The sequence below is a fragment of the Prosthecobacter sp. genome (assembly GCF_044222565.1).
Taxonomy (GTDB): domain Bacteria; phylum Verrucomicrobiota; class Verrucomicrobiia; order Verrucomicrobiales; family Verrucomicrobiaceae; genus Prosthecobacter.
In genome coordinates this window covers 112917-135032 of record NZ_JBGANA010000016.1, presented here as the reverse complement: position 1 = coordinate 135032, position 22116 = coordinate 112917, and the positions used below count along the sequence as shown (strand labels likewise).

Below are 22116 nucleotides of genomic sequence, written 5' to 3'. Positions count from 1 at the left end.
CGCCGATGGTAAATTGCGCCGTTTTTCATCTTCTTTCCACCTCCTGCCTTTATGAATGCCTCGATCTTGCTGAGTCTATTGATTTACCTGGGAGCCGCTGCGCCGCTCCTTGCCGACATTTCCGCGCAGGGAGCGGCAAAGGAGGGCAAAGAAAGGAAAAATGTGGTGGCCAGACATCTGATCACGGTGACGGATGACTTTGTGGTGGAGGCTTACAAAAACGGGAAGCGCATTGAGGATGGAAAGAGGGTGCTTTTGAATGAAATCTTTGGGGCGACGGTGGAGCGGATGGATGTGGAGGTGCGGCCGGGGGACTGGCTGGTGTTTCATGTGGTGAATAATCACCTGCGCTGGGGCGGCTCGAAATACTTCGCGGTGGCGGGAATTTTGGGTGAAAATGAGTTCGGTTTTGTGTCGGATCCGGCAATGGAAGCCTGGTCGGCGTGCGATGATCCGGACCGGGTGAGGGACTTCATCCGCCGCCGGGATGAGGGGACGGAGGTGCGGGCGAGCGCCATCGCCAAGCCCTGGGAGGAGGGGGATGAGCACATGAGGCAGAATGCGGGGGCGGGGTTTTCGGGCAAGCCGCTGTGGGGTGGCGGGGCTTCGACGTGGATCAAGTATGTGGCGCCGAAAGGCCAGGCGAAGCCGGTGGTGGAATCGGTGCCGGTCAAAGAGGTGACGCAGCCTGCGGCGCCAAAGGAACTGGTGACGCCGAAGCGGTGGCCGGTGCAGATCTTGTATGGGATGTGGGGCAGCGGGGACCGAAATGCGGACGTGACGATGAAGCTGAAGGAACTGGTGGAGGAGAAGAGGACGTGGTTTGCGCTCAATCCAGAGTCGATGGGCGTTGATCCCATTCCTTACTGGCAGAAGAGCTTGTGGATCGCGTATGTGAAGGATGGGGTGCGGCATGAGGTGCGGCGGTATGAAAACGAGCACATTCTGCCGGAGAGTTTTTATGGGCCGCAGGATGCGAATGAGCTGACGAAGTGGCTGCCGGAAAGCCGCTGGAAGGCTGAGAAGGGAGAGCTGCAGTTTCATGCTGATCACACGGCCACGGGCTATGGCTTTGAAGGACTGCCGCAGTGGGAGACGCTGGCGAATAACAAGATGCGCATCACCTGGGCGGACAAGCGCACAGCGGAGTATGTTTTTGACTACACGTGGAGCAGTTTCCACGAAGAGGAGAATGACAAGACGGTGTTTCGGGTGATGCAATGAACGCCGCCCCTGAACAACGCTTCTCCGACCGGGTGGAGAACTATGTGAGGTATCGCCCGAGCTACCCGCAGGAGGTTATCGCCATGCTGCAACGGGAGGCGGGGCTGGTGCCGCAGTCGGTGGTCGCCGATGTGGGATCGGGGACGGGCATTTCGGCGGAGCTGTTTTTGCGTGCGGGGAATGGGGTGCATGCGGTGGAGCCAAACCGGGAGATGAGGGAGGCGGCGGAGCGGCTGCTGGCGCATTTTCCCAATTTTCACAGTGTGGCAGCGAGCGCGCAGGAGACGACGCTGGCGGATGCGAGCGTGGATTTCATTGTGGCGGCGCAGGCGTTTCATTGGTTCAACACGCCGGAGACGCGGGCGGAATTTACGCGGATTCTGAAACCGGGAGGGCGGGTGGTGCTGATCTGGAATGAGCGCAAGCTGGATGCGACGCCGTTTCTGCAGGCCTTTGAGCAACTGCTGCTGACGTTTGGCACGGACTACACGGCGATCCGGCATGAGAACGTGAATGCGGATGCGCTGAGTGCGTTCTTCCAGGGGGCGTATGTGACGCACACGTTTGCGAATGAGCAGCGCTTCGATTTTGAGGGGCTGAAGGGACGGCTGCTTTCCAGCTCCTATGCGCCTGCGGAGGGACAGCCGAGGCATGAGGAGATGCTGGCGGAACTGCGTCGGATCTTTGAGGCCTATGAGGTGTCAGGGCAGGTGTGCTTTGAGTATGACACGCGGGTGCATGTGGGGCGGTAGAGGAGGCGGGAGTTTACGATGGTTGACGGTGGTTGACTGTTGTTGACGGTGGTTTGTCCGGAAGAGAGGGAGGGGAAGAAGTGGATGAAGAAGAGCGGAGGAGGAGTTGATGATGGTTCGTCAGAGGGTATTTTTGATTTTTTGCACCCTGGCCCGCTTCCCCCTGCATCACCCACGCCGCTTGAGCAGCAAACACACAAGACCCAGCGCAACCACGGCCAGGGCTGCGATGAAGCTCCAAGCAGTGGCTGAGATCGGGACTTCGCTGGCTTGAGATAACGGCACAGATGAAGGGGCTTTCTGGGGCGTTACTGATGGAAGCGCTGGCACGGATTTGAGAGGTGGCGCAGCGCTCTGAGGACTGGACCCTTCAGGAACCTTTTCACCCGTGATTACTATCACGCTTACATCTCGACTGTATGGCCTGAGTTCTTTCCCATTGATCATCACCTCTCGATAGAGCGAATTTCCACCGATGGGCCGATTTGAGACGGTTAATCTGTCGATAGTGCGATCTTTGCGCCCGAATTCGATGGTTTGAGCGTCTGGCATGGTGACACCATATACATCGGTTCCGCTGCCAAGAAACGCCCGGGCCGCGAGCTTCCAATCGGAACCGCTCTTTCTGAACTGCCAATGCTCCAGCGCTCCAGTGCTGGCGCCTCTGCACAGAGACAGAACTCCCTCGGATGCAAATGCTGCCTCAATCGTCCAATCATTGTTATCTCCGCCACTTGTGGTGTGCACGTGCTCGTGCCCACCACTTTTAGGATGCCAAATGACCTCAGTGGAGTGCTCGCCGATTGCAGGTCTATTTTCCAAAGTACCGTTCGGAAGAAACAATTGCGTCGCCATTGTTTGGGCCCTACTGAGGGAAGCCACGCAGAGGAATGAGACCGTCAGCGCGATGAAGTGTCTGATGAGGTGCATCAGGACTATCCTCCGTGAAAACCGGGATGAGAGGCAATTTTAAAATGCTGTATCATCAGCCGTTTTCATGCGGCAAGCCTGGCCATGATTTGCAGGATGTATCGAGTTCTCGTGGGCTTATGGCCGGAAGTTGAAGAGAGATTCAGGAGGTGCAGATGCTGGTGAGCTGGGGGTTGAGAGTTGAGAGCGGAGGGAGGTTTGTGTCACCGCTACGCGGTTCCACGATTTGAGGGGTGTGGGTGATGCAGGTCCGTGGGTTGGCACCCACGGCTACGATTGTGACAGCCCTACGGGCTTTCAGAGGGCCGACGTGAGTGCGCCTGATCCGGAGCCTGCTGAAGTCGCTGCTGCCATACGGCGCCGGGTGGGTCGATTTCGGCATTTGATGCGGTGGGCATGAGATGATGCCAGCGAAAGTGGCCTGAGGTGGTTATTGACCGAGCTTGGCGCGGAGATTGATGAGGTCTTTGCGGGCTTCGCCGAAGGCGTTGAGGTTGGTCTCGTCGGTGGCTTCGGGCATGAGGCGTTCGATGAGTTTGAGGCGGGCTTCGATGAGGGGGAGATCGGCAGGGGTGGGCTGCTTGCGATTGGAGAAGCCGTCTTCGTTCAGGTCTTCGATGAGGTCTGAGCGCTCCTGCCTGGGGAGGTTTGGATTGTTGATGGCCTCCAGCCAGATCTGCTCTGCTGTGGCGTCTTTTCCCACCAGGCTGAGGGCGGCGCGCGCCGCAGGGTCTTGGGGTGGAGGCTTGCCTTTCTTTGCGGGTGCGGGACGAGCGGGGACGAGATCGGGCAGGATGACGGGGGCTGGTGGCAGCGGGGTCTGAACTGACGGTGCCTCCTCCGCTGTCTTTTCCCGGATGGCGCGGGCTGTGGCTGCCGACTGATGGAGCTGAGAGTACAGCATGGCGGCGAGGGCGATGGCTGTGATGCCAATGATCCCGAAGCTGATGCGGCTGCTCATGATGTTGGGGATTGTGTCACGACTGGAGGGTGGCGTAAATGGAATTTAGGGAGCGAGTGATTTTGCAACGCAAGAGATGAGAAGACCGCAGAGAATATTTTCTGAATGAGGGCTCCTGAATCACTTTCGTTGCGGTCAAGAGTCTCGAGGGTTGGTGAGGATGCTGGTAATGGATGAGTGGTAAAAAGTTCGGAGACGGAGGTTTTACATCAATGACTTCCGAGCAACTTTGACTGTTACTTTTTGTGCCACACTCAAGCAGCCTTGAGCGCTGGAGCTCTGAGATTACATTTCCTGCGGTATTGATTTATTCGGAGTATTGTCTGCTGTTGTGTTCTCCATGCTTTCCGCCCCTCTTTCAGCGTTCCGGCTGTTTTTCGCCACTGTGGCTTTCGTGCTCACCGGCGTGGCTGGGGCGCAGCCGAAGGTGGTGGCGTATGTGCCGAACTGGACGGACCTGAAGGTCTTTGCGCCGCAGATCGACTACGCGAAGATCACGCACATCAACCTGGCGTTTGAGAATCCGCGGGATGCGGAGGGCTCGCTTTCGTTTCATGAAGGGGATGAGGTGGTTATCAAGGAAGCTCATGCGCATGGCGTCAAAGTGCTGGTATCGATAGGTGGCGGATCAGCCTCGGAGAACGAGGGGATGCGAAAGCGGTACTTTGAGCTGATCGGCGCCGCGAAGCGTGCGGGGTTTGTGGCGAGGCTGGCGGCTTACGTGAGCGCGCATGAGTTTGACGGCATGGACGTGGATCTCGAAGGGCCGGCGATCAACGGGGACTATGGGGCGTTTATTCAGGAGCTGGCGGCCGCCCTGAAGGCGAAGAACAAACTGCTGACGGCGGCGCTGTCCAAGGGGTACGGTGGCAAGGATGTGCCGGAGGCGGCGCTGGGGTGCTTTGATTTTGTGAATGTGATGGCGTACGACGCGACGGGACCGTGGCAGCCGAAGAAAGGCGGCCCGCATTCATCGCTGGAGTTTGCGCAGCAGAACTTGGACTACTGGCTGGGACGTGGCATGGCCAGGGAGCGGCTGGTGCTGGGGGTGCCGTTTTATGGTTGGGGCTTTGGCAAGGCTTTCCGGCAGGAGGAGTACTGTTACGCGGACCTGGTGAAGCAGGATGCCAGGGCTGCGGAGGTGGATGAGACGGGGGATACGATCTGGTACAACGGACTGCGAACGATGAAGGCCAAGGCAAGGCTGGTGCGGGAGCAAGGGTTTGGCGGGGTGATGATCTGGTCGCTGAACTCGGATGCGAAGGGGGAGCTCTCGCTGCTGTCCGCCCTGCACGGGGCGCTAAACTAGACGCACTGCCAAAAACTGCAGGCTGGACATGGGATGTGGCTTTTGGGTATTCTCATTAAGTGCCGCAAAATTGCGGCGCTCAATTCCAACCGTTTATGAAGAACCGCAGCTGTCACCCGCTGTTCCGCAGTTTTGCCCTGCCCTCATGCCCAGCCCTGTGGCTGCTGCTCTGCGCCTGCTGGCTGGCCGGCACGGGAGCCGGCAACGCGATCGACTCGAGCCTCACCCGCTCGACTTGGAAGCTGAAATATGGAGTCACGGATGCGCAAATGATCGATGCGACGTGGATGTCGAAGGACAGCGACGGGGACGGGCTGAAGAATTCGGACGAGATCACGGCAGGGACGAACCCGTTTGACTCACAAAAGACGATCCGGGTGAAGAACATCGTGAAGAATGGTGCCTCGGTCGACATGCAGTTTCCAACGGAGCTGGGGAAGCTGTACCAGGTGCAGTATGCGACTGCGATGAGTGCTTCGACCACCTGGGCGCTGCATGCGACGCCGGTGCAGACGCTGGGCGACGGGACGGTGATGACGCTGAGCGCGCCGTATCTGGCGAATTCGTTTTACCGGATCGTGGTGACGGATTTTGACACGGACTCGGACGGGCTGGGCGACTGGCTGGAGGGAGCGGTGGCGCTGAGTCCGAACCAGGCGCAGACGGTTGCGGGCACGGATGACTACACGTATGTAAGCCAGCAGGTGGCGCTGACGAATGTGGTGTCCATCAATGCGCCGGAGGCATTTGCCTCCGAGGACGGCCCCACTGCGGGCAGGCTGACGGTGACGCGGACGCAGACGCTGTTTCCGCTGACACTGAGCTACAGCGTGGGGGGGACGGCGCAGCCGAACACAGACTACACTCCGCTGGCGGGAACGGTGACGTTTCCGGCGGGGCGATCTGCGACGGCGGATATTTTTGTGAACCCGAAAATCCAAAGCGCGGTGAAAGGCGGGCGCTCGGTGACGGCAACGCTGGCGGCGGACACCGGAAATGCCTACACACTGGGGGCGCAGAAAGCTGCGACGGTGATCATCAACTCCTCCACCGCTGCGACGGGCACGGGCCTGACGGCGCGCTATTATGACACGGCCAGCTCCACGTATGTGGATGCGGCGAACTTCGGACAGGTGGGGATGTATGCTTTCACGCGGTCTGCAAGCCCTACAACCACGGGAACGGCCGTGGTGACCTACACAGGCGGCACGATTGCTGATCTACTCGGTGACGGCAGTGACCGCTTCCACCTTCTCGGTGTCTCTTTCCTCGGCTACTTCGTTCGGGGGGACGACCTCCACCAACGGTAGCTGCAGCTTCAACATCCAGTCCTTCCCGCACCCGGGAATCGTGGAGCGCATCGACTCGACGGTGAACTTTGACTGGCAGTATGGGACGCCGAACGGCGTCACGATCTCGCCGATGAATTCGCCGGACAACTACTCATCGACCTGGGATTGCTATCTGCACCCGACCGTGGCAGGCAACTACACCTTTCAGCTGGATGCCGATGACAAGGCGGAGGTGCTGCTTGATACAGGCTCAGGGCTGACGCAGATCGTGCAGCACAACTGGACCACGCCGGGTTCGGATGCTGTGGGGACTTTCAAGCAGAGCGCAGCAATCACGCTCGCAATTCCGGCGAGCCCGGCGCAGCGCTACCATCTGGTGGTACACCAGGTGGAAACGACGGGAGATGCGCGCTGCCGGCTGCAATGGCTGGTGCCGGGCACCACGAGCTATGCGAACATCCCGCAGGCAAACGTGTTCACGCATACGCAGGCGATGTCGTACAGCTATTCGGGTGGCAACCTGGTGGTGACGCCGACAGGCGGGCACAGCTACAGCGTGGGCAACACGGTGCAGCTGGCGTTTTCCACGGGAGCGATGTTCACGCCGGGCGTCACCAACACTTACAACGGCACGTACACCATTTCCGCTGTGAACGGGACGACTGCATTTACGGTGCCGGTGAGCGGATTTACCATCCCCATCGCAAGCGCGGCGACGACCGCAGGCAGCCCGACGGTGACTGTGCCATCGATCAACGGGCTGAGCACGGGCATGGCGGTGACCGGCACGGGACTGCCTGCAGGCGAACTCATCACGGCGATCGCCCCAGGGCTGCTTTCGATCACCACGGGCACCAGTGTGACCACGCAGGCGAACACGACGATCACGGCGGCGCTGCCGGCCACGGGAACACTCACAGGCAACGGCTTTATCCTGGGCAACAGCAGCAGCACCACGACCGGATTGTACAATCTCTGCTACGCCAACACGAGCTTCAGCGGTTCACCGGGCCGCGTTGGGGTGGACTCCGCAGTGACGAGCGGAAACAATGGCATCTGGTACACGGGAACTCCGGATGCGGCCAAGATCCAGCCGGATACTTTTTCGGCGCGCTGGACCGGGCAGGTGCAGCCGCAGTTCAGCGAGGACTACACGTTCGTGGTGCAGTCGGATGACGGCTGCACATTGAGGATCAACGGGCAGTTGCAAACGCTGATGCCGGCGCCGTCCACGAGCGTGGGCGGCACGAGCAACTACCTCTACAATGCGGGCACGGGAGAGGTGGTGTTCAACTACTCGGCACTGGCCGCGGCGTTTGGAAGCTTTTTGATCGGCGAGACGGTGCGGCTGGATCCCACGTCCGGAAACCTCTCACACGCGCCTGCCACAGTTCCGACGTACACCTATGATGGCAGCACCGGGCTGGCGGTGATCGATTACGCGAACCTCGTTGTTGGACAGCCGGGCGGTACAGTCGTGGCGGGGAGCTTTGCAGTGGGAGAGTACATCGAGCTGGACCCCACCAGCGGCAGCCTGAGCGCTCTGAGCACGGTGGCCTATCCGATCACTGAGGTGTCAGGAAACACCTTCACGGTGAATTTTGGGACAGGCGTGTATGTGAGCGGGACGGGCAACATCACGGTGGCGGACACGCGCAATGCAGCGATCACAAAGCTGTATGCGACGGGCAGCTCCTACAGCTACAACAACGGCACCGGACTGGCGGTGATTGATTACACGAACCTGACGGGCGTGGCGGCAGGGAGCTTTCCGGTGAACTCGAGCGTGGAACTGATGCCTACCTCCGGCAATCTCAACGGACTCTTTTCGACGCCTTATACTGTGACCGCGACGAGCGGCACGACATTTACGGTGAGCTTCGGAGCGGGGGCCTTCTCCACAGGGACGGGCACCATCAACATCCGCGCCCAGCCGGGCGGTCCCATCCCGCTGGCTCAGACCTCGGGCTTTGCCTTCAACATGGGCACCGGGAAATACGCAAACGGGAGCGTCGGGAACATGAGCGTGGACATCGTGAACAAGCCGCTGAAGGACTGGTCCTCGATGGGCAACGAACGCTATGTGAGAATGCCGATGATCGGGGGAGTGCGGTATGATATTCAGCTGGACTACATGGAGAGCAGCGCGGCGGCGCGGTGCTTCCTTTCGTGGTACAGCGAGAGCCAGACGAAGCAGATCATTCCGGCGGAGCGCCTTTATCCTTCAAGCGTGCCGCAGGCGCCGCCGGCGCACATCAGCGATACGTCCGCGACTGCGCTGACGGGGGGAAGCTTCTCGTACCAGATCGGCGGCAGCAACGGGGCAAACATCAGTGTGAGCGGGAATCCAGCGTGGCTGACGTATAGCAACGGGGTGCTGAGCGGGACGCCCCCGGCGGGATCGGCAGGAGACTACCAGGTGATCATCACCACCACAAACGGCGCGGGAACGGGCACCTCGGTGCTGAACTTGCACGTGGACCAGAATGCAGGCACGGTGCCGCGCGAGCACTGGGACAGCGTGAGCGGCAACAGCGTGGCAAGCATTCCCCTCACCTCTCCCAGCAGCGGCACGGGAGACCTGACGACGCTGGAAGGACCGACGAATTCCGGCTCTGACTATGGCGCGCGCATTCGCGGCTACATCACCGCACCGGTGAGCGGAAACTACTACTTCTGGATCGCCGCGAACAACAGCGCGGAGCTGTGGATCTCGAACGATGACGAACCGGTGAACATTTTCCGCCGTGCGGCGGTCAGCACGGGCAGCAGCACGCCGAGGAACTGGACCAATGAAGCCGGGCAGCAGTCTCCCTGGCTGGCGCTGGAGCAGGGGCAGAGGTATTACTTTGAAGTGCTGCACAAGGCGGGAACGGGAAGCACGGACAATCTGGCCGTGGGCTGGAGCAAGCCGGGAGAGGCGGCCACAGCGCCGAGCGAGGTGATCCCGGGCTATGTGCTGAATCCTTACGTGGCACCAGCCGCGGGCTCCACGCCGGGGCAGCTGTATGTGGCCACGATGCTGTCTCAGAATGGTGCAACGACAACCGGTGTGGGCAATGCCACGCTAAGGGTGAGCGAGGATGAGAACACCGCATACCTGACGCGAACCTATAGCGGGCTGACCGGACCGATCACCTCCGAGCACATCCATGTGGACCCGTATTTGACACACCCTTCGATCATCGTTTTCGACATCGACACGCCAGTCACGGCAGGTGACGGCCTGCAGCCGGACGGGCGCTGGAAGTGGACGATCCTGCCAGTGGGCACGCTGACGAAGGCTGACATCATCGAAATCATCAAGGAAGGGAAGGCCTACATCAATCTGCACACGGCGGCCTATCCCAACGGAGAAATCCGCGGCAACTTCACCCTGGCAAATGGCACGCGCACCTTCTCGGCTCCGCCGGCGCCGCCCACGTTTGCGGATGACCACACGACAGACAACGGGGCGGTGCGCTTCCTCACACAGGCCACGTTTGGCCCGAGTCTGGGCGACATCTCGGCTTTGAAAGGAATGGCGAGCTATGAGGCATGGATCGACGACCAGTTCACCAAGCCGGCCACTCAACATCTGCCCGAGGTGCTTTCCCACGAGCTGGCGGATGTGTTTGGCTCGTTCGACACGAAGCTGAGCTCGAACACGTGGTGGAAGAACTCGATCACCGGCGCGGACCAGCTGCGCCAGCGCATCGCTTTTGCGCTGAGCGAAATCCATGTGGTGTCCGGACAGGGGCCGCTGGAGGACAACTCGCAGGCGATCTCCCATTTCTACGATACACTCCTGAGCAATGCGTTTGGGAACTTCCGCGACATTCTGGCCGGTACCACGCTGACGCCGGGTATGGGGCGGTACCTGGACATGCTGCGCAATGACAAGCCAGACCTGACGGTGGGACGCACGGCGAACGAAAACTACGCGCGAGAGATCAAGCAGCTCTTCTCCATAGGACTGTACCGCATGTGGCCGGACGGCACGCTGATGCTGAGCTCCCAGGACGCGCCGATCGACACTTACTCGCAGCGCGAGGTGGTGGGGCTGGCGCATACCTTCACGGGCTGGGACTACGGCTACGACGGCGACATGCACACCTCGTTCTCCTCTGCCACGAACTGGATGCGCCCAATGCGCGAGACTCCGGCACGCCACTTCATGGGAACGAAGCGCGTGCTGAACAATCAAGTGCTGCCGGGCCTGAGCACGGTAGGCGGCCAGCCGCTGGATCCCTATGCAACGCACAACCCGACGCATTACCAGGACGCCGCGTACCGCGCACTGCCGGCACAGGAGTTCAATGCGGTGCATGACATGCTTTTCAACCACCCCAACGTGGGGCCCTTCATCTGCCGCCAGCTGATTCAGCGGCTGGTGACGAGCAACCCTTCGCGTGACTACCTGTACCGCGTGGTGCAGAAGTTCAATGACAACGGCTCCGGTGTGCGGGGGGACATGAAGGCGGTGATCAAGGCGATCCTGCTGGACTATGAGGCACGCAGCCCGGACCTCGTCGGCATTCCGGCCTTTGGCAAGCAACGGGAGCCTCTGATGCGCATCACGGCGGCAGCACGTGCGTTCCGCCCCGCGGATCTGACGGGCACATACACGCAGAATGGGACCAACGCCATCACCATCGCCACGAGCGCGGCGCATCTGCTGCAGTCAGGGAACAACACGCAGCTGAGCTTTACCGACACCTCCGGCAACACGCCTCCGGCCGATGGCACGTATTCGGTGGCGAGCATCGGCAGCACGACGCAATACAACATCAACTCTCCTGGATGGATGACGGGCACGTACAGCCAGGTCTCAGGCTCCGGCACGATCACAGTCACCATGAACGGCCACTGGCTGCCTGCGGGCGGGAAGGCGTGGTTTGACTTCACCAGTGGCTCGGCGAATGGAAACGCCTCCCTGGACACCCAGGTGCTGACAGTGGTGACCTCCACCGCTTTCGATACGCCGAGCGGCGTGGGCAATGTGTCTGGAAGCACCTTCACACTCACTGCGCCAGACACCACGGCGCGCAGCGGGAATGTGATGATCGCGCGATTTGCGGGGTCTTACTCGTGCACGGGAGCGGGAGGAACGATCACGATCGACACCTCGAACGGAGGCACCACGGTCTATGGTGGGATGGCGAATCACGGACTGTCGGTGGGAGACTCTGTCTTCCTGAACTTTACGAATTCGCGCGACACCACATCGTTCAACGAAACTTCGACGGAGAATGACCTCGTGTACACGATCGTGAGCGTGCCGGATCCGACCACCTTTAAGGTAACGGCGCGGAGCGCGGCGAATGCGGCGATCAACAGTGACGACCAGGTGGTGGTCTTCCCGCAGAAGTCCCAGCCGCTGGTGCGCAACGGAACGATTAAGAGCGTGGCCTCCACCTTCACGATGGACAACACGGACCTGGAACTGGTGCAGACGCCGCTGTATTCGCCGACGGTGTTCAACTACTTCCTGCCGGGGTTCAAGTTCTCCGGCACGCTGGCCTCCCAGGGCATCACGACGCCGGAGTTCCAGCTGACGGCGGAAACGAGCACGGTCTACCAGGCGAACTTCCTGTACAACGGCATTTTCAATCCCTCCAACACGACGGGAATCAGCAGCTTCAAAACGGGCACGAACTCGCTGGTGCTGGATCTGAGCGGATGGATGGGCAATGCCACGGACAAAGGGCTGGGGGCAGGGCCGGTGCAAACCGAGGTGTGGACGAGCAACTCGAACGTGAGCACCCTGATCGACCGCTTTAACACACTGCTGCTGGCAGGACAGCTGCCCGCCGGTGCTAAAACGGCGATCATGAACATGCTGGGGGGGCAGATCGCCGGCATCAGCACGGGGAATCCGTGCACGATCACGATGCCAGGCGCGCATGGGCTGCAGACGGGGGATTCGGTGACGATCACGGGAGTGACGGGCGGCAACTTCAGCAGCTCGATCAACGCCACCTTTACGATCACAGTACCGGGGGGCAGCACCACCACCTTCACCGTGCCGATCACCTGCAACAACACGACGAACCTGGTGCTGACGAGCTCCAATGCGGGAATCATTCCCTACACGAACTCATCGCCATCGACGACGAACATCCGCGACCGGCTGCGCAACATTTTGCACCTGATCCTGACCAGCCCGGACTACACCATCCAGAGATAACCCGACATGAAGCCCTTCCAAGCTCCCAACATCCTGACCCGGCGCGGATTTCTGCACCGAAGCGCCGTGCTGGGCGGCAGCGCCGCCGTGGCCAGCCATACGATCCGCGATCTGCGCCTGATCAACACGGCAATGGCCGCGCAGGGGCCGCTGTCCGGCTACAAGGCGCTGGTGTGCATCTTCCTGAGCGGAGGCAATGATTCGAACAACTGGATCGTGCCGACGGACAACACCACGTTTGCGGATTACACGGCCATTCGTGGAAACCTGGCGCTGCCGCAGTCCTCGCTGCTGCCTCTGCGCCAGGGGCCGAACACCACGGACGCCGCCTTTACGGACGCCGACGGGCACACGTATGGCTTTCACCCCGGGTGCCCGCATCTGCAGACGTTGTTTGGCGAGAAGAAACTCGGAGTGCTCTTCAACGTAGGCACTCTGGTGCGGCCCACCACGCGCGCGGACTATGTCTCAGGACTGGCCGCGTACCGGCCGCCGCAGCTTTTTTCCCACAGCGACCAGGTGACGCAATGGCAGACTTCCATTCCCGACCAGCCGCCCACGACGGGATGGGGCGGGCGGGTGGCAGATCTGCTGAACTCGGTGGCAAATCCTTCGGGTTCGATTTCGATGTCTGTGTCCCTGAGCGGAGCGAACACGTTTGAAGTGGGGAATTTGATCAGCCAGTATCAGGTGGCCACCAGTGGCGCGATCGTCCTGAGCGGCAGCCTCATGTCGGGAACCAGCGCACGTGCGCGCGCGCTGAAAAACATCCTCGGAGTCTCGCACACCAACCTCCAACGCAAAGCCTATGCAGGCGTGAGCAGCAATGCGATCGCGGTGGGAGACGCGCTGAACACAAACATTGCCAGCTCGCTGGACCCCACGGACTCTCCCGCCACCTACACCTCGCAGAACAGCAGTGCGCCGTGGCGATGGAACACGGGGCTGACGGGCATTTATTCAGCAGCGGCACAACCCAACGGGCTGGGAGGATTTCCCAACACCACGCTGGGCACGCAGCTGAAGATGGTCGCGCGGTTGATCCAGGCGCGCGGAGCGGGCGCGTTCAACATGAACCGGCAGATTTTCTTCTGTTCCGTGGGCGGGTATGACACGCACACTTCGCAGGTGCTCGTGAATGGCACGGACCAGCCTACCAATGCCAACGGCGCACACTACAAGCTGCTGGCGGATGTGAGCCTTTGCATGTTTGCGTTCCAGCGTGCGATGGAGCAGCTCGGCGTGGGCAACAGCGTCACCTCATTTACGACGAGTGATTTCTCCCGCACTCTGCCAACAAACAGCCAGGGCAGCGATCATGGCTGGGGCAGCCACCACCTGGTGATGGGCGGCGCGGTAAACGGGGGGCTGACTTACGGCCACCTGCCCGTCTTTGCCATCAATGGTCCGAACGACACGGGGCTCGGGCGATGGATTCCCACCATCTCCGTTGACCAGCATTCCGCGACGCTGGCGAAATGGTTCGGCGTGGATCCGTCTGAGATCTCCAACATATTCCCAAATATCGGGCGCTTCCCGACCTCTGATCTGGGTTACATGAACCTGACCTGACAGCCGTCATGCAAACGCGTCCCATGCTTCTGCTCGGCCTGCTGGTGGCAGGCGCGCTGGCTGCCGGATGGAGGATGTCCTCCTCCAGGCCGCTGCCGGCTGTTGCCGCGCGTCCGTCCCCTCCAGCACGCAAGCCCGCTGTTCAGAGTGCGCCTGCGCAGCCGCCCTCCCCTGCCCTGCCTACGGCGCTGGCGCCAGTGCCTGCCCCTGTCGCGCCCGTGGTCGAAGCAAAGCCTGCGGCGGAGGCAGAGAAGAAATCTTATCCGCCGCCGATCTCCCCCATGGCGCTGGACGTACGCAAACAGTACGCGGAAGAACTGGAGCAAGTGGGGCTGATGCTGCGGGACTACCGCACGCTCATGCGCGAGAATCCCGTGGGCACGAACGCTGAGATCATGGCGGCGCTGATGGGAGGAAATCCCAAGCACGCGCGGCTGGGGCCCGCAGGCGGAGAAGGATTGAATGAGAAGGGAGAATTGATGGACCGCTGGGGCACGCCGTACTTTTTTCATCAGATGTCAGCCACAGTCATGGAGATCCATTCCGCAGGGCCGGACAAAAAAATGTGGACGTCGGATGATGTGGTGGTGAAGTAGGAGTGCCGGGGCAAGGAGTGGCAGAAATCCATCGCCGGGGCGCTCTTCACCCCGCTTCTCCCCAAAGAGTGAACTGGGGGCTTTCCCTGCCCACGGTGGAGAGAGGACGTTTACCATGTGTCATCGCAGCATGATTGACCATGAAATACCATGATTTCAGGCATTCACCAGCGGGCAGCTACGGAGCCACGTTGACATTGAAGGGGGCGAAGAGCATTCGGCCGTTCACGCTGACCTGGCAGTAGAGGCGGATGAAGCCGGCACGTGGAGGGAAGAACATGAAGCTGAGGCCGGGGCCGCCGCGGGCTGCGAGGTCGACCACATCGCCCCCGGTGGGATGGAGATGAACGACGGTGCGGTAGTCATCGTAAAAACCGACGAGATGAGCGAAGGCGTTCATCACGGGTTCCAGGTGCGTGACGGGTTTGCCTTCCGCATCGGTGACCATGATGTCCATGCGGCGGGCTTGATTCGCCTTCAGCGGCTCGCCGTTGCCAGCCCCGAGTGTGAGTACAAAGCTGAACCCATCCACCTGTGACGTGAACTTGGTTCCCTTGTCGGTGACGGACCCCGCGGCACCGGACGAGGGCAGATCGGTGAAGGGCAGCTCCTGCACGCCGGTGGCGGAAGGCACAAGGTCTGCCCAGATGCGATAGGGGGCGGTGCGCTGAGGGGTGAATGAAAAGGTGTACTCGCCGGGGACGTCTGTTTCCACCGGATGCTCGTGGTGATAGTCACTGAGTGAAGGATCTTCGATGAGAAGGTGAATGGGCTGCGTGTGCATGACCAGCAGGTCTTCGTAGAGTACAGGCGAGTCATCCGCTTTTTTGAGCCTTACTTTCACCTCCAGCTTTTTTCCCGCTTCGACTGGCGCGCTGGCCTGGGCGGTGAGGCGGAAGGTGGGCTCGCCGGGCTTCATGTAGATGAAGCTGTAGGGAATGCGGCGCGTGAGGAGGTGCATGCCGCATTTGTCGCAGGGAGTGGTGGCGGCACCGGCGATGAAGTTGGGGTGCATGGGGCAGAAGAAGATGTCTGCCTTCACGACCTTGGGATCGAAGTGCTGCGCGATGGCATCGAGGGTCTGATGCAGGTTTTCGTACACAGCCTCGGCCCCACCGGGGTTGTTGTCCTTGGCGGCCTTGGCCAGGGTGTTGACCAGCATCAGTGCGCGCTCGGAGAGCGGACCCACTTTTTGCAGGTTTTCAGCGCTGCCGGAAACCTGCGGCAGCACGCGCAGAGCCGGGCTGCAGTAGGCGATTTGCACGGCGATCTCCGCAAGTCGGCCTTCTTGCAGAAGGCGCTCGACGTTGGTGGTGGCAAGGCGGATGACGTTCCAGGCTTCCGGTGCTGTCTTGGGGTCCAGCACGTTGCCGGGGATCACGGGATCTGCGCGCAAGGAACCGAGCAGGATACAGAAGAGCAGGACAAAACAGCGAAGCATTTGCGTAGGATAATCCGCAACAGCAAACAAATGCAATGCGCTACTTCACGCCGCGCACTTCAAAGCCTTCGGCTTCCAGGACGGCGCGGACTTTGGCGGCCTGATCGCCCTGGATTTCGATGCGCTTGTCACGCACGGTGCCGCCGCAGCCGCAGGCGGAGCGGACGCGTTTGGCGATGGTCTCGATGACAGAGATCGGCAGGTGCGTGGCGAAGTCTTTGATGACGATGACGGTCTTGCCTCCGCGGTGGGCGGTTTCACGCTGGAGGACGACGCGCCCCATTTTCCAGAGGCGCTGGGGAGAGTCGGGATCGGGAGGCATGGGACGGGTGCGATTTCTGTAATGGCTAATACAGCACTTCGCCATTTCATCTTTGAACAGCGGGGTGGAGGCAAGGCAATGCTGCCCGCAGGCGGGGCGCCCTGCACGAGCTGGATTGCCCGTGCTGCTTTGCGTGATCGCGGAGCGTCAATCAGCTGCTGGCGCTGAGGTCCTTGTTGTAGTACACCTTCACGTACTTCATGCCCTTGTCGTCGTCGAAGCCGCGTTCGAGCTGGGGGTCAGTTTCGCTTTTGCCGGGCTTGATGTGGATCTCGACGCCGGTGTCGAGCTTAAGGACGGCAGCGATGCGTTTTTTGGCTTTGGTGAGGTCTTTCTTGGAGATTTCGAAATTGGTTTCGAGGGGCTGGCCCTGCTCTTCTTCGATGCGGGCGCGATGTTCGTCGAACTTGGCGATGACTTCGGGGTTTTTGAGGACGGTCTGGCCGAACTCTTCGAGGTTGAAGTTTTCGCGGTCTTCGAAGTAGTCGAGGGCATCCTTGGCGGCGGTGGCGGTTTCCCAGGGGGGAGTGTCGTCATCGGCAGGCTGCTGCTCTTCGAGGAAGGAGACGGCCATCTTGGCGTAGGCGTTGGTGAGGAAGGCGGCGTCTGGCACAGCTTCGACGCCGAGGAATTCGCGGACCCAGAAGCGGGTGTCTCCACCGCTGCGGTCAAAGGTGAGGACGTAGTAGCCTTTTTCGGCCCAGTAGTTCAGGATGAGGCAGCCTTTGTCGATCTTGTCGGGATTGATGCCGTGCTCGGTGCTGAGCTGGAGGTCGCCATTACGCGGGGTGATGGTGAGGAAGGGCACGACGCTGTCGCTTTTCAGGATGCAGATGCCGCTCACGAGCTCTCCTTCGATGTGGACTTCCTTGAGCATGGCGATGCAGAGATCGCCGGCCTTGATGTTGGGATGATTGGACTTGGCGTAGAGGCGCTGGGCGATCTCGACGCCTTTGGCGAGGAGCTTGTCCTCGTCCTCGAAGATGGCCTTGGCGCAGTTGTTGACCTCGTGCTGCTTTAGGGAGGCGTGGTGGGTGAAACGGTGGGCGATGCAGGCCTTGAAGGGTTTCAGAAAGAGAGAGGTGAGGGTTTCCTGATCTCCCTCGGCGACCTGAAAGACTTCGCGGGAGGTTTGCAGGGGCTCCTCGCGCAGAGGGTTGCCGACTTTGGCAAGAACGACTTTGGTGACGGTGGCGGTGTTGAGGCGGAGCTTGACGGACATGGGGGCGCGGAGAGTAGAAAGGGAATGGGATTCGCCAAGGATTAAAGGGGCCTGAAAGCAGAAGCTGGAATTAAATTTCCTGACAGGTCGTTCAGGGTTTCCCTGATGCCACGAGAAGGACACGTCCTATTGCGTCGAAATGCGTAGAGGTTCAGACTGGCCGGAATAAAACACCGTTTAGCACCCGGTTCAGCATTTCATCTTTGACCTCCCATTAAGCCATGAATGCCCTCGCGACAACCATGCCCCGCGCCACGGCCACTCCGTGCCCGCCACCATCAGACAAAGAGATAGCGCTGCTCGCGTTTAAACACTGGAAGGACGAAGGCTGCCTGCACCTGCGTCCTGAGCACTGGCTCACGGCCGAGAAAGAACTGCTGGCGGCCTATGCCTCGGAAGGACGCCCAATGACACCCGTGGATGCAGACCGGCTGGATGATTTCTGGGAACGGGAGACGGAGGAGGCTTCCTGCTATGCCATGGACAGCGAGCTCTCCCTGGCAACGAGAGGCTGGTCCTGAACGCCTTCCAGGGCGGCATGGAACACACGGTGCCGGGAGCTTCTCCCAGCGCTGACTGATCGAGAAAATGGACCCCATCAAGCAAGGAATTCGATGACAGGAGGAGGACATGAACAGCCACTTCAGAGCAGCCCGTCTGTACGAAGGCTTTTTGCTGTCCGGAAATTCCCGAGCCGGGCAGGTGGTGGCGGAGAAGTGCCGCTTTCAAGCACTGCGCGAACGCAGACGAAGGGAGCGCGCTGCGAATCCCTCGTGTGCTGAAGACATCAGGATCCGCATCGAAGAGCCGGCAAGGCTTCACAGGGCGCGCCATGACCGTCTGGCAGCGAGGATGCGCGGGAAATGCAGGATCGCGGCATGGGTGCTGACGACCCTGGTTTTAATGGTGCTGGCATGGAAGGCCGGTGGAGGCCAGCACATCTCTCCCGAACGCTGGGTGTGCGGTCTTCTGGCAGGCTGGTTCACCCTCTTCATGTTCCGTGCGGCGGTGTTCATCTGGCAGGCGGCGCCTCGCTTCGTCTGCTGTGAGCATGGACAGGTGCAGGTGTCCGGCCTGGGCCGCCTGACGAAGGCGCAAATCCTGAACTGGTCGATCGAGCATCAGGTGCGGATCCATGGGCGCAGTCCACGTGGCGCACGGCTGCAGATCTGCTGCCGCCGGCTTGGCGGTGAGCGGCACTGGACGATGCTGATGGATGAAGGCCAGGAAACGGAACGGCTGCAGCGCCTTCTGGAGCAACTGCTGCCGCGAACGGTCAAGAACAACGCAACGCCCACGCGAGAAACCCTGCCGATGGCAGAAGGAATCCTGAGCCAGTAGAAGAAGATCGGTGCCTTCAAATGCGGATGAAAGGCGCCAGAGTGTGCCGACACAACTCCCGGGCTTGCGAAGGGGACAATGCGGGGCGAGGGCAGGTGCGAATGAGCGAGATCGAGAAGAATGACTCCCCCCCTGCCGTGCAGCCCTGGCTGGTGCGCATCCCTGAGATTTTTGCCGGGATCGCGAACGAGGTTCTAAGAAAGCTGGGCGCGGTTTCGAGCACGAAGCTGGGGCAGGATTACTACTTGATCAAGACGGCGACTCCGTCGGCGATTCGCGGCTCCGAGGCGGCGAAATTCGTCCGCTGGAATCTTCCGATGGACCACACCTGGCCGTGCAACGCGCAGAAGATGGAAGGTTTCATCGAGAAAGCGGCGCAAACGCTGCTGAAGAAGTTTGGAGAGCGCAATCCGCAGGGCCTTTTCATCGGCACACTGCAGCCGACTTCTCCAGACAAGTACTACAAAGGGCTGGCGTCGAACCTGCGCGGGCGGGTGCTGCAGCTGTTTCCGAAGCTGAAGGCTGCGACGGTGGAGGAGCAGGACCCAAAGGAGGAGACCCTGTTCTGCCTGGTGGGGAAAGAGGGCCTGTTTTGCGGGATGCAGAGTCCGCGTGCCGCCAACGGCCTGTACGCCGGAGGCAGCAAGTACATTGACCAGGATGCACCGGACACAATCAGCCGGGCGGGGGCCAAGATCGCCGAGGCGCTGCACTACCTGCTGCTGTACCGCCCGGCCATGAAAGAAGGAAGCCACTGGATCGAGCTCGGGGCCTGCCCGGGAGGCATGACGTCAGAGCTGCTGGCGCGCAAGCAACGCGTGACTGCGATTGATCGTGCGCCGCTGGACACGCGCCTGGATGGCAGGCCGGGACTGAAGTTTTTCCTCGAGGATGTGGCGGTGTTTCAGCCAAAGGCCGGCACGACTTATGATGCGCTGCTGTGCGACATGAACGGTCCGCCCGAGGAGTCGATCGAGCAGGTGATCCGGCTTTCGCGTTTTCTACGGCCGGGGGGCCTCGTGGTGTTTACACTGAAAGTGCCGCGCATTGATTCCCTGGACGAACCGAATGAACTGTTTCGGCTCATTGTCTCGATGGGCAAGGGGGCGGGTCTGCGACTTTTTGCGCAGACGCATCTGACCTACAACCGGCATGAGTTCACGCTGTTCTTTGAAACTGTCTGAGGGAGTACCGTGCAGTCAGGAGACGAAGTCCAGCAGCCACTCGATGGACTCCTGGTTTTTTGATTTTTGACCGGTCTTGAGTTCGAGTAGTTTGCTCCGGCATTCTTCCGGATCGCGCCTGGCCAGTTCGATCAGGGAGCCCTGCAGGCCGTCGTTGTCATGGCCCTGGGCAGCTCCTGCTTCAAGAGCGTCGAGCAAATCTTCCAGGCAGTCCACGCCACCGGTTTTGGCCACGAGTTCAGCAATGAGTTCGCGGGACCAGAAAGTGTTCTCAGGCGACTTCAGAGCGTCCAGAAGCACTGGGAGATCGTCGGCGCAGACAGCAGCTTTGAGCCGTGCTTGAGCTTCCAGCACTTCGTCTGCCTCTCCATCCTTGCTGCCAGCAAGGATGAGCCGGAGGTCGGCGGCAATGCTTTCGGTGATCGCGCTTTCCAGCTCAGGGGAGAAATCTTCCTCGGGTTCCGCGGGCCCCTGAGGAGCGGGCAGATCTTCCTGTTTGAGCAGCACCGCACCCTTGAGGAGGCGGCAGAATTCCTTCTTCGTCACTTTGTGCAGGGTCCCCAGCTTGGTCGCGGGGTCTTTCATCTGCTTGTACTCAATGGACAGGCGCGCCCATTCGACGATGCGGAGGTACTCGTCTCCCTTTTTCCAGATCTGCCCTTGTTCCAACTTCATCGGATCCTGTAGCCGTGGATGCCGACTGCGCCATGATCTTTTTGCAGTGAATGGACCCAGGCGGGCCTCGGAGAGGAGGAAATTGAGTGGGGGAGCCCCCCCATTTGGGGGGAAGGACCGGCCAGGCAGCCCACAAATGGGGGCCGAAATCAAACAATCAGGAATTCCAAAATAAACTTCAATTCACGCTTGTTTGCTGGATTTGTTATTATTATAATTATAGTATATGTGATATATAAGGCGGAGTTTCTTCACTTTGCCCCCACCTTTCCACGAAGCCCTCCGAGCCAAGCAGCCTGATCCGCACCGCCCCCTTTCCTCCCCCGAAGCCTTAAAACCCCACGCTCCCATGAAAACGACCTCCTACCTACGCAGACTCCTCTGCCTCGCCTTTGTGCTGGCATGGACCCAAGGAGCCCAGGCCAGCACGGTCTTTTGGAGCAGCGTGTTCCAGGACAACCTTTTTGACAGCTCCGGCAACGCACTTGACCCCACCTACTCCTTCGAAATCGGCACGTTTGGGGCCTTCACTCCGACCTACCAGAACGTCGATCAATGGCAGGCCAACTGGCACGTGATTGACCGTGCGTTTGACCCCGACTCCAATGGCTGGAACTCAACGGATCAGTTTTTTGTGGGCACGGTGGGGTTCAACACGGACGGCACCTCGGATTCCCCGGACGCCAATCCAGTGGATGTGTTTACGCAGGGCGAGGTTGTTTATCTGTGGGCTTACAATTCGAAATCCATCGTGCCCAGCAGTGAATGGGCGCTGCTGACTGATGGCACTACCTTGGGAAACAGCGGCGATCCATGGATCATCCCTGACCCAGCCGACACCCTGGGATCCTACAATTGGAACCTGAGCGATGCCAGCACGGCCGTGATCGGTGGGGCCAACAATGTCCAGGGACCCGGCACTTACACGGCCACCCCCGGAGTTTTCAGCCTGCAAACCGCCGTGGTGCCGGAGCCTGGATCCGTGCTGCTGCTGATGGCGGCCGCCGCCGCCCACCTGACCCGCCGCGCACGTCGCCTGAGCCGCATGTCCCAGTTCTGAAGCCACCCCATGAGGGAAAAAGCATCACGTTCAACGAGCCTGACGTGCCGCCTGAAAGCGGTGCGT

At 60.5% G+C, this 22116-nt stretch carries 17 protein-coding genes; 11 read left to right on the top strand and 6 right to left on the bottom strand.

Going from position 1 to position 22116, the window contains the following annotated elements:
- Positions 1-51 precede the first annotated feature (51 nt).
- Together ACILSR_RS21960 and ACILSR_RS21955 are read left to right on the top strand one after the other, a co-directional pair.
- Positions 52-1224 carry a hypothetical protein gene (locus tag ACILSR_RS21960; RefSeq protein WP_395751945.1) on the top strand — a complete coding sequence of 391 codons (1173 nt, stop codon included), beginning with the start codon at positions 52-54 and terminating at the stop codon, positions 1222-1224.
- Complete coding sequence (locus tag ACILSR_RS21955) at positions 1221-1976, top strand: class I SAM-dependent methyltransferase (RefSeq protein ID WP_395751944.1); 756 nt, start codon at positions 1221-1223, stop codon at positions 1974-1976. The genes ACILSR_RS21960 and ACILSR_RS21955 overlap by 4 nt, the downstream gene beginning before the upstream one ends.
- A gap of 168 nt (positions 1977-2144) precedes the next feature.
- On the opposite strand, the gene ACILSR_RS21950 is transcribed toward ACILSR_RS21955, so the two are convergent.
- Together ACILSR_RS21950 and ACILSR_RS21945 are read right to left on the bottom strand one after the other, a co-directional pair.
- Positions 2145-2906, bottom strand: a complete 762-nt coding sequence (locus ACILSR_RS21950; protein ID WP_395751943.1) for a hypothetical protein — start codon at positions 2904-2906, stop codon at positions 2145-2147.
- A 430-nt stretch (positions 2907-3336) separates the two neighbouring features.
- Positions 3337-3867 (bottom strand): hypothetical protein, encoded by a 531-nt coding sequence (locus ACILSR_RS21945; RefSeq protein ID WP_395751942.1) that lies wholly within the window; start codon positions 3865-3867, stop codon positions 3337-3339.
- Positions 3868-4207: 340 nt separating this feature from the next.
- On the opposite strand from ACILSR_RS21945, the gene ACILSR_RS21940 reads away from it, so the two are divergent.
- The 5 genes from ACILSR_RS21940 to ACILSR_RS21920 all read left to right on the top strand — a co-directional run bounded on the left by ACILSR_RS21940 (position 4208) and on the right by ACILSR_RS21920 (position 14805).
- A complete protein-coding gene (locus ACILSR_RS21940) occupies positions 4208-5176 on the top strand; it encodes a glycosyl hydrolase family 18 protein (protein ID WP_395751941.1) in 969 nt (322 codons plus the stop codon).
- Positions 5177-5271: 95 nt separating this feature from the next.
- Positions 5272-6486, top strand: a complete 1215-nt coding sequence (locus tag ACILSR_RS21935) for a hypothetical protein (protein ID WP_395751940.1) — start codon at positions 5272-5274, stop codon at positions 6484-6486.
- Positions 6413-12637, top strand: coding sequence for a DUF1800 family protein (locus tag ACILSR_RS21930; RefSeq protein ID WP_395751939.1), 6225 nt, complete (start codon positions 6413-6415; stop codon positions 12635-12637). Before ACILSR_RS21935 ends, ACILSR_RS21930 begins: the two co-directional genes overlap by 74 nt.
- Before the next feature lie 6 nt (positions 12638-12643).
- A complete protein-coding gene (locus ACILSR_RS21925; protein ID WP_395751938.1) occupies positions 12644-14209 on the top strand; it encodes a DUF1501 domain-containing protein in 1566 nt (521 codons plus the stop codon).
- An 8-nt stretch (positions 14210-14217) separates the two neighbouring features.
- Positions 14218-14805, top strand: coding sequence for a hypothetical protein (locus tag ACILSR_RS21920; protein WP_395751937.1), 588 nt, complete (start codon positions 14218-14220; stop codon positions 14803-14805).
- Between the two features lie 178 nt (positions 14806-14983).
- On the opposite strand, the gene ACILSR_RS21915 is transcribed toward ACILSR_RS21920, so the two are convergent.
- The 3 genes from ACILSR_RS21915 to ACILSR_RS21905 form a co-directional block, all read right to left on the bottom strand.
- Complete coding sequence (locus tag ACILSR_RS21915; protein ID WP_395751936.1) at positions 14984-16246, bottom strand: hypothetical protein; 1263 nt, start codon at positions 16244-16246, stop codon at positions 14984-14986.
- Positions 16247-16286: 40 nt separating this feature from the next.
- Positions 16287-16568, bottom strand: coding sequence for a translation initiation factor (locus ACILSR_RS21910; RefSeq protein ID WP_395751935.1), 282 nt, complete (start codon positions 16566-16568; stop codon positions 16287-16289).
- Between the two features lie 151 nt (positions 16569-16719).
- Complete coding sequence (locus ACILSR_RS21905) at positions 16720-17790, bottom strand: nucleoid-associated protein (protein WP_395751934.1); 1071 nt, start codon at positions 17788-17790, stop codon at positions 16720-16722.
- A gap of 221 nt (positions 17791-18011) precedes the next feature.
- Here ACILSR_RS21905 and ACILSR_RS21900 point away from each other — a divergent pair, with 221 nt between their 5' ends.
- From ACILSR_RS21900 to ACILSR_RS21890, 3 genes are all read left to right on the top strand, one after another.
- Positions 18012-18311, top strand: coding sequence for a hypothetical protein (locus tag ACILSR_RS21900; protein WP_395751933.1), 300 nt, complete (start codon positions 18012-18014; stop codon positions 18309-18311).
- Positions 18312-18420: 109 nt separating this feature from the next.
- Positions 18421-19131, top strand: a complete 711-nt coding sequence (locus ACILSR_RS21895) for a hypothetical protein (protein WP_395751932.1) — start codon at positions 18421-18423, stop codon at positions 19129-19131.
- A gap of 101 nt (positions 19132-19232) precedes the next feature.
- Positions 19233-20315 carry an SAM-dependent methyltransferase gene (locus ACILSR_RS21890; protein WP_395751931.1) on the top strand — a complete coding sequence of 361 codons (1083 nt, stop codon included), beginning with the start codon at positions 19233-19235 and terminating at the stop codon, positions 20313-20315.
- Positions 20316-20330: 15 nt separating this feature from the next.
- On the opposite strand, the gene ACILSR_RS21885 is transcribed toward ACILSR_RS21890, so the two are convergent.
- On the bottom strand, positions 20331-20990 hold the full coding sequence (locus tag ACILSR_RS21885) for a hypothetical protein (RefSeq protein ID WP_395751930.1): 660 nt from the start codon (positions 20988-20990) through the stop codon (positions 20331-20333).
- Between the two features lie 349 nt (positions 20991-21339).
- Between ACILSR_RS21885 and ACILSR_RS21880 the strand changes: the two genes are divergently transcribed.
- Positions 21340-22050 carry a PEP-CTERM sorting domain-containing protein gene (locus ACILSR_RS21880; protein ID WP_395751929.1) on the top strand — a complete coding sequence of 237 codons (711 nt, stop codon included), beginning with the start codon at positions 21340-21342 and terminating at the stop codon, positions 22048-22050.
- The last annotated feature ends 66 nt before the right edge of the window (positions 22051-22116 follow it).

Excerpts from the sequence above, each read along its gene's own strand:
- ACILSR_RS21885 (WP_395751930.1), bottom strand. The coding sequence starts at position 20,990 with ATGAAGTTGGAACAAGGGCAGATCTGGAAAAAGGGAGACGAGTACCTC.
- ACILSR_RS21915 (WP_395751936.1), bottom strand. The coding sequence starts at position 16,246 with ATGCTTCGCTGTTTTGTCCTGCTCTTCTGTATCCTGCTCGGTTCCTTG.
- ACILSR_RS21925 (WP_395751938.1), top strand. The coding sequence starts at position 12,644 with ATGAAGCCCTTCCAAGCTCCCAACATCCTGACCCGGCGCGGATTTCTG.
- ACILSR_RS21955 (WP_395751944.1), top strand. The coding sequence starts at position 1,221 with ATGAACGCCGCCCCTGAACAACGCTTCTCCGACCGGGTGGAGAACTAT.
- ACILSR_RS21910 (WP_395751935.1), bottom strand. The coding sequence starts at position 16,568 with ATGCCTCCCGATCCCGACTCTCCCCAGCGCCTCTGGAAAATGGGGCGC.
- ACILSR_RS21895 (WP_395751932.1), top strand. The coding sequence starts at position 18,421 with ATGAACAGCCACTTCAGAGCAGCCCGTCTGTACGAAGGCTTTTTGCTG.
- ACILSR_RS21945 (WP_395751942.1), bottom strand. The coding sequence starts at position 3,867 with ATGAGCAGCCGCATCAGCTTCGGGATCATTGGCATCACAGCCATCGCC.
- ACILSR_RS21920 (WP_395751937.1), top strand. The coding sequence starts at position 14,218 with ATGCAAACGCGTCCCATGCTTCTGCTCGGCCTGCTGGTGGCAGGCGCG.
- ACILSR_RS21935 (WP_395751940.1), top strand. The coding sequence starts at position 5,272 with ATGAAGAACCGCAGCTGTCACCCGCTGTTCCGCAGTTTTGCCCTGCCC.
- ACILSR_RS21880 (WP_395751929.1), top strand. The coding sequence starts at position 21,340 with ATGAAAACGACCTCCTACCTACGCAGACTCCTCTGCCTCGCCTTTGTG.
- ACILSR_RS21905 (WP_395751934.1), bottom strand. The coding sequence starts at position 17,790 with ATGTCCGTCAAGCTCCGCCTCAACACCGCCACCGTCACCAAAGTCGTT.
- ACILSR_RS21900 (WP_395751933.1), top strand. The coding sequence starts at position 18,012 with ATGAATGCCCTCGCGACAACCATGCCCCGCGCCACGGCCACTCCGTGC.
- ACILSR_RS21940 (WP_395751941.1), top strand. The coding sequence starts at position 4,208 with ATGCTTTCCGCCCCTCTTTCAGCGTTCCGGCTGTTTTTCGCCACTGTG.
- ACILSR_RS21950 (WP_395751943.1), bottom strand. The coding sequence starts at position 2,906 with ATGCACCTCATCAGACACTTCATCGCGCTGACGGTCTCATTCCTCTGC.
- ACILSR_RS21890 (WP_395751931.1), top strand. The coding sequence starts at position 19,233 with ATGAGCGAGATCGAGAAGAATGACTCCCCCCCTGCCGTGCAGCCCTGG.
- ACILSR_RS21960 (WP_395751945.1), top strand. The coding sequence starts at position 52 with ATGAATGCCTCGATCTTGCTGAGTCTATTGATTTACCTGGGAGCCGCT.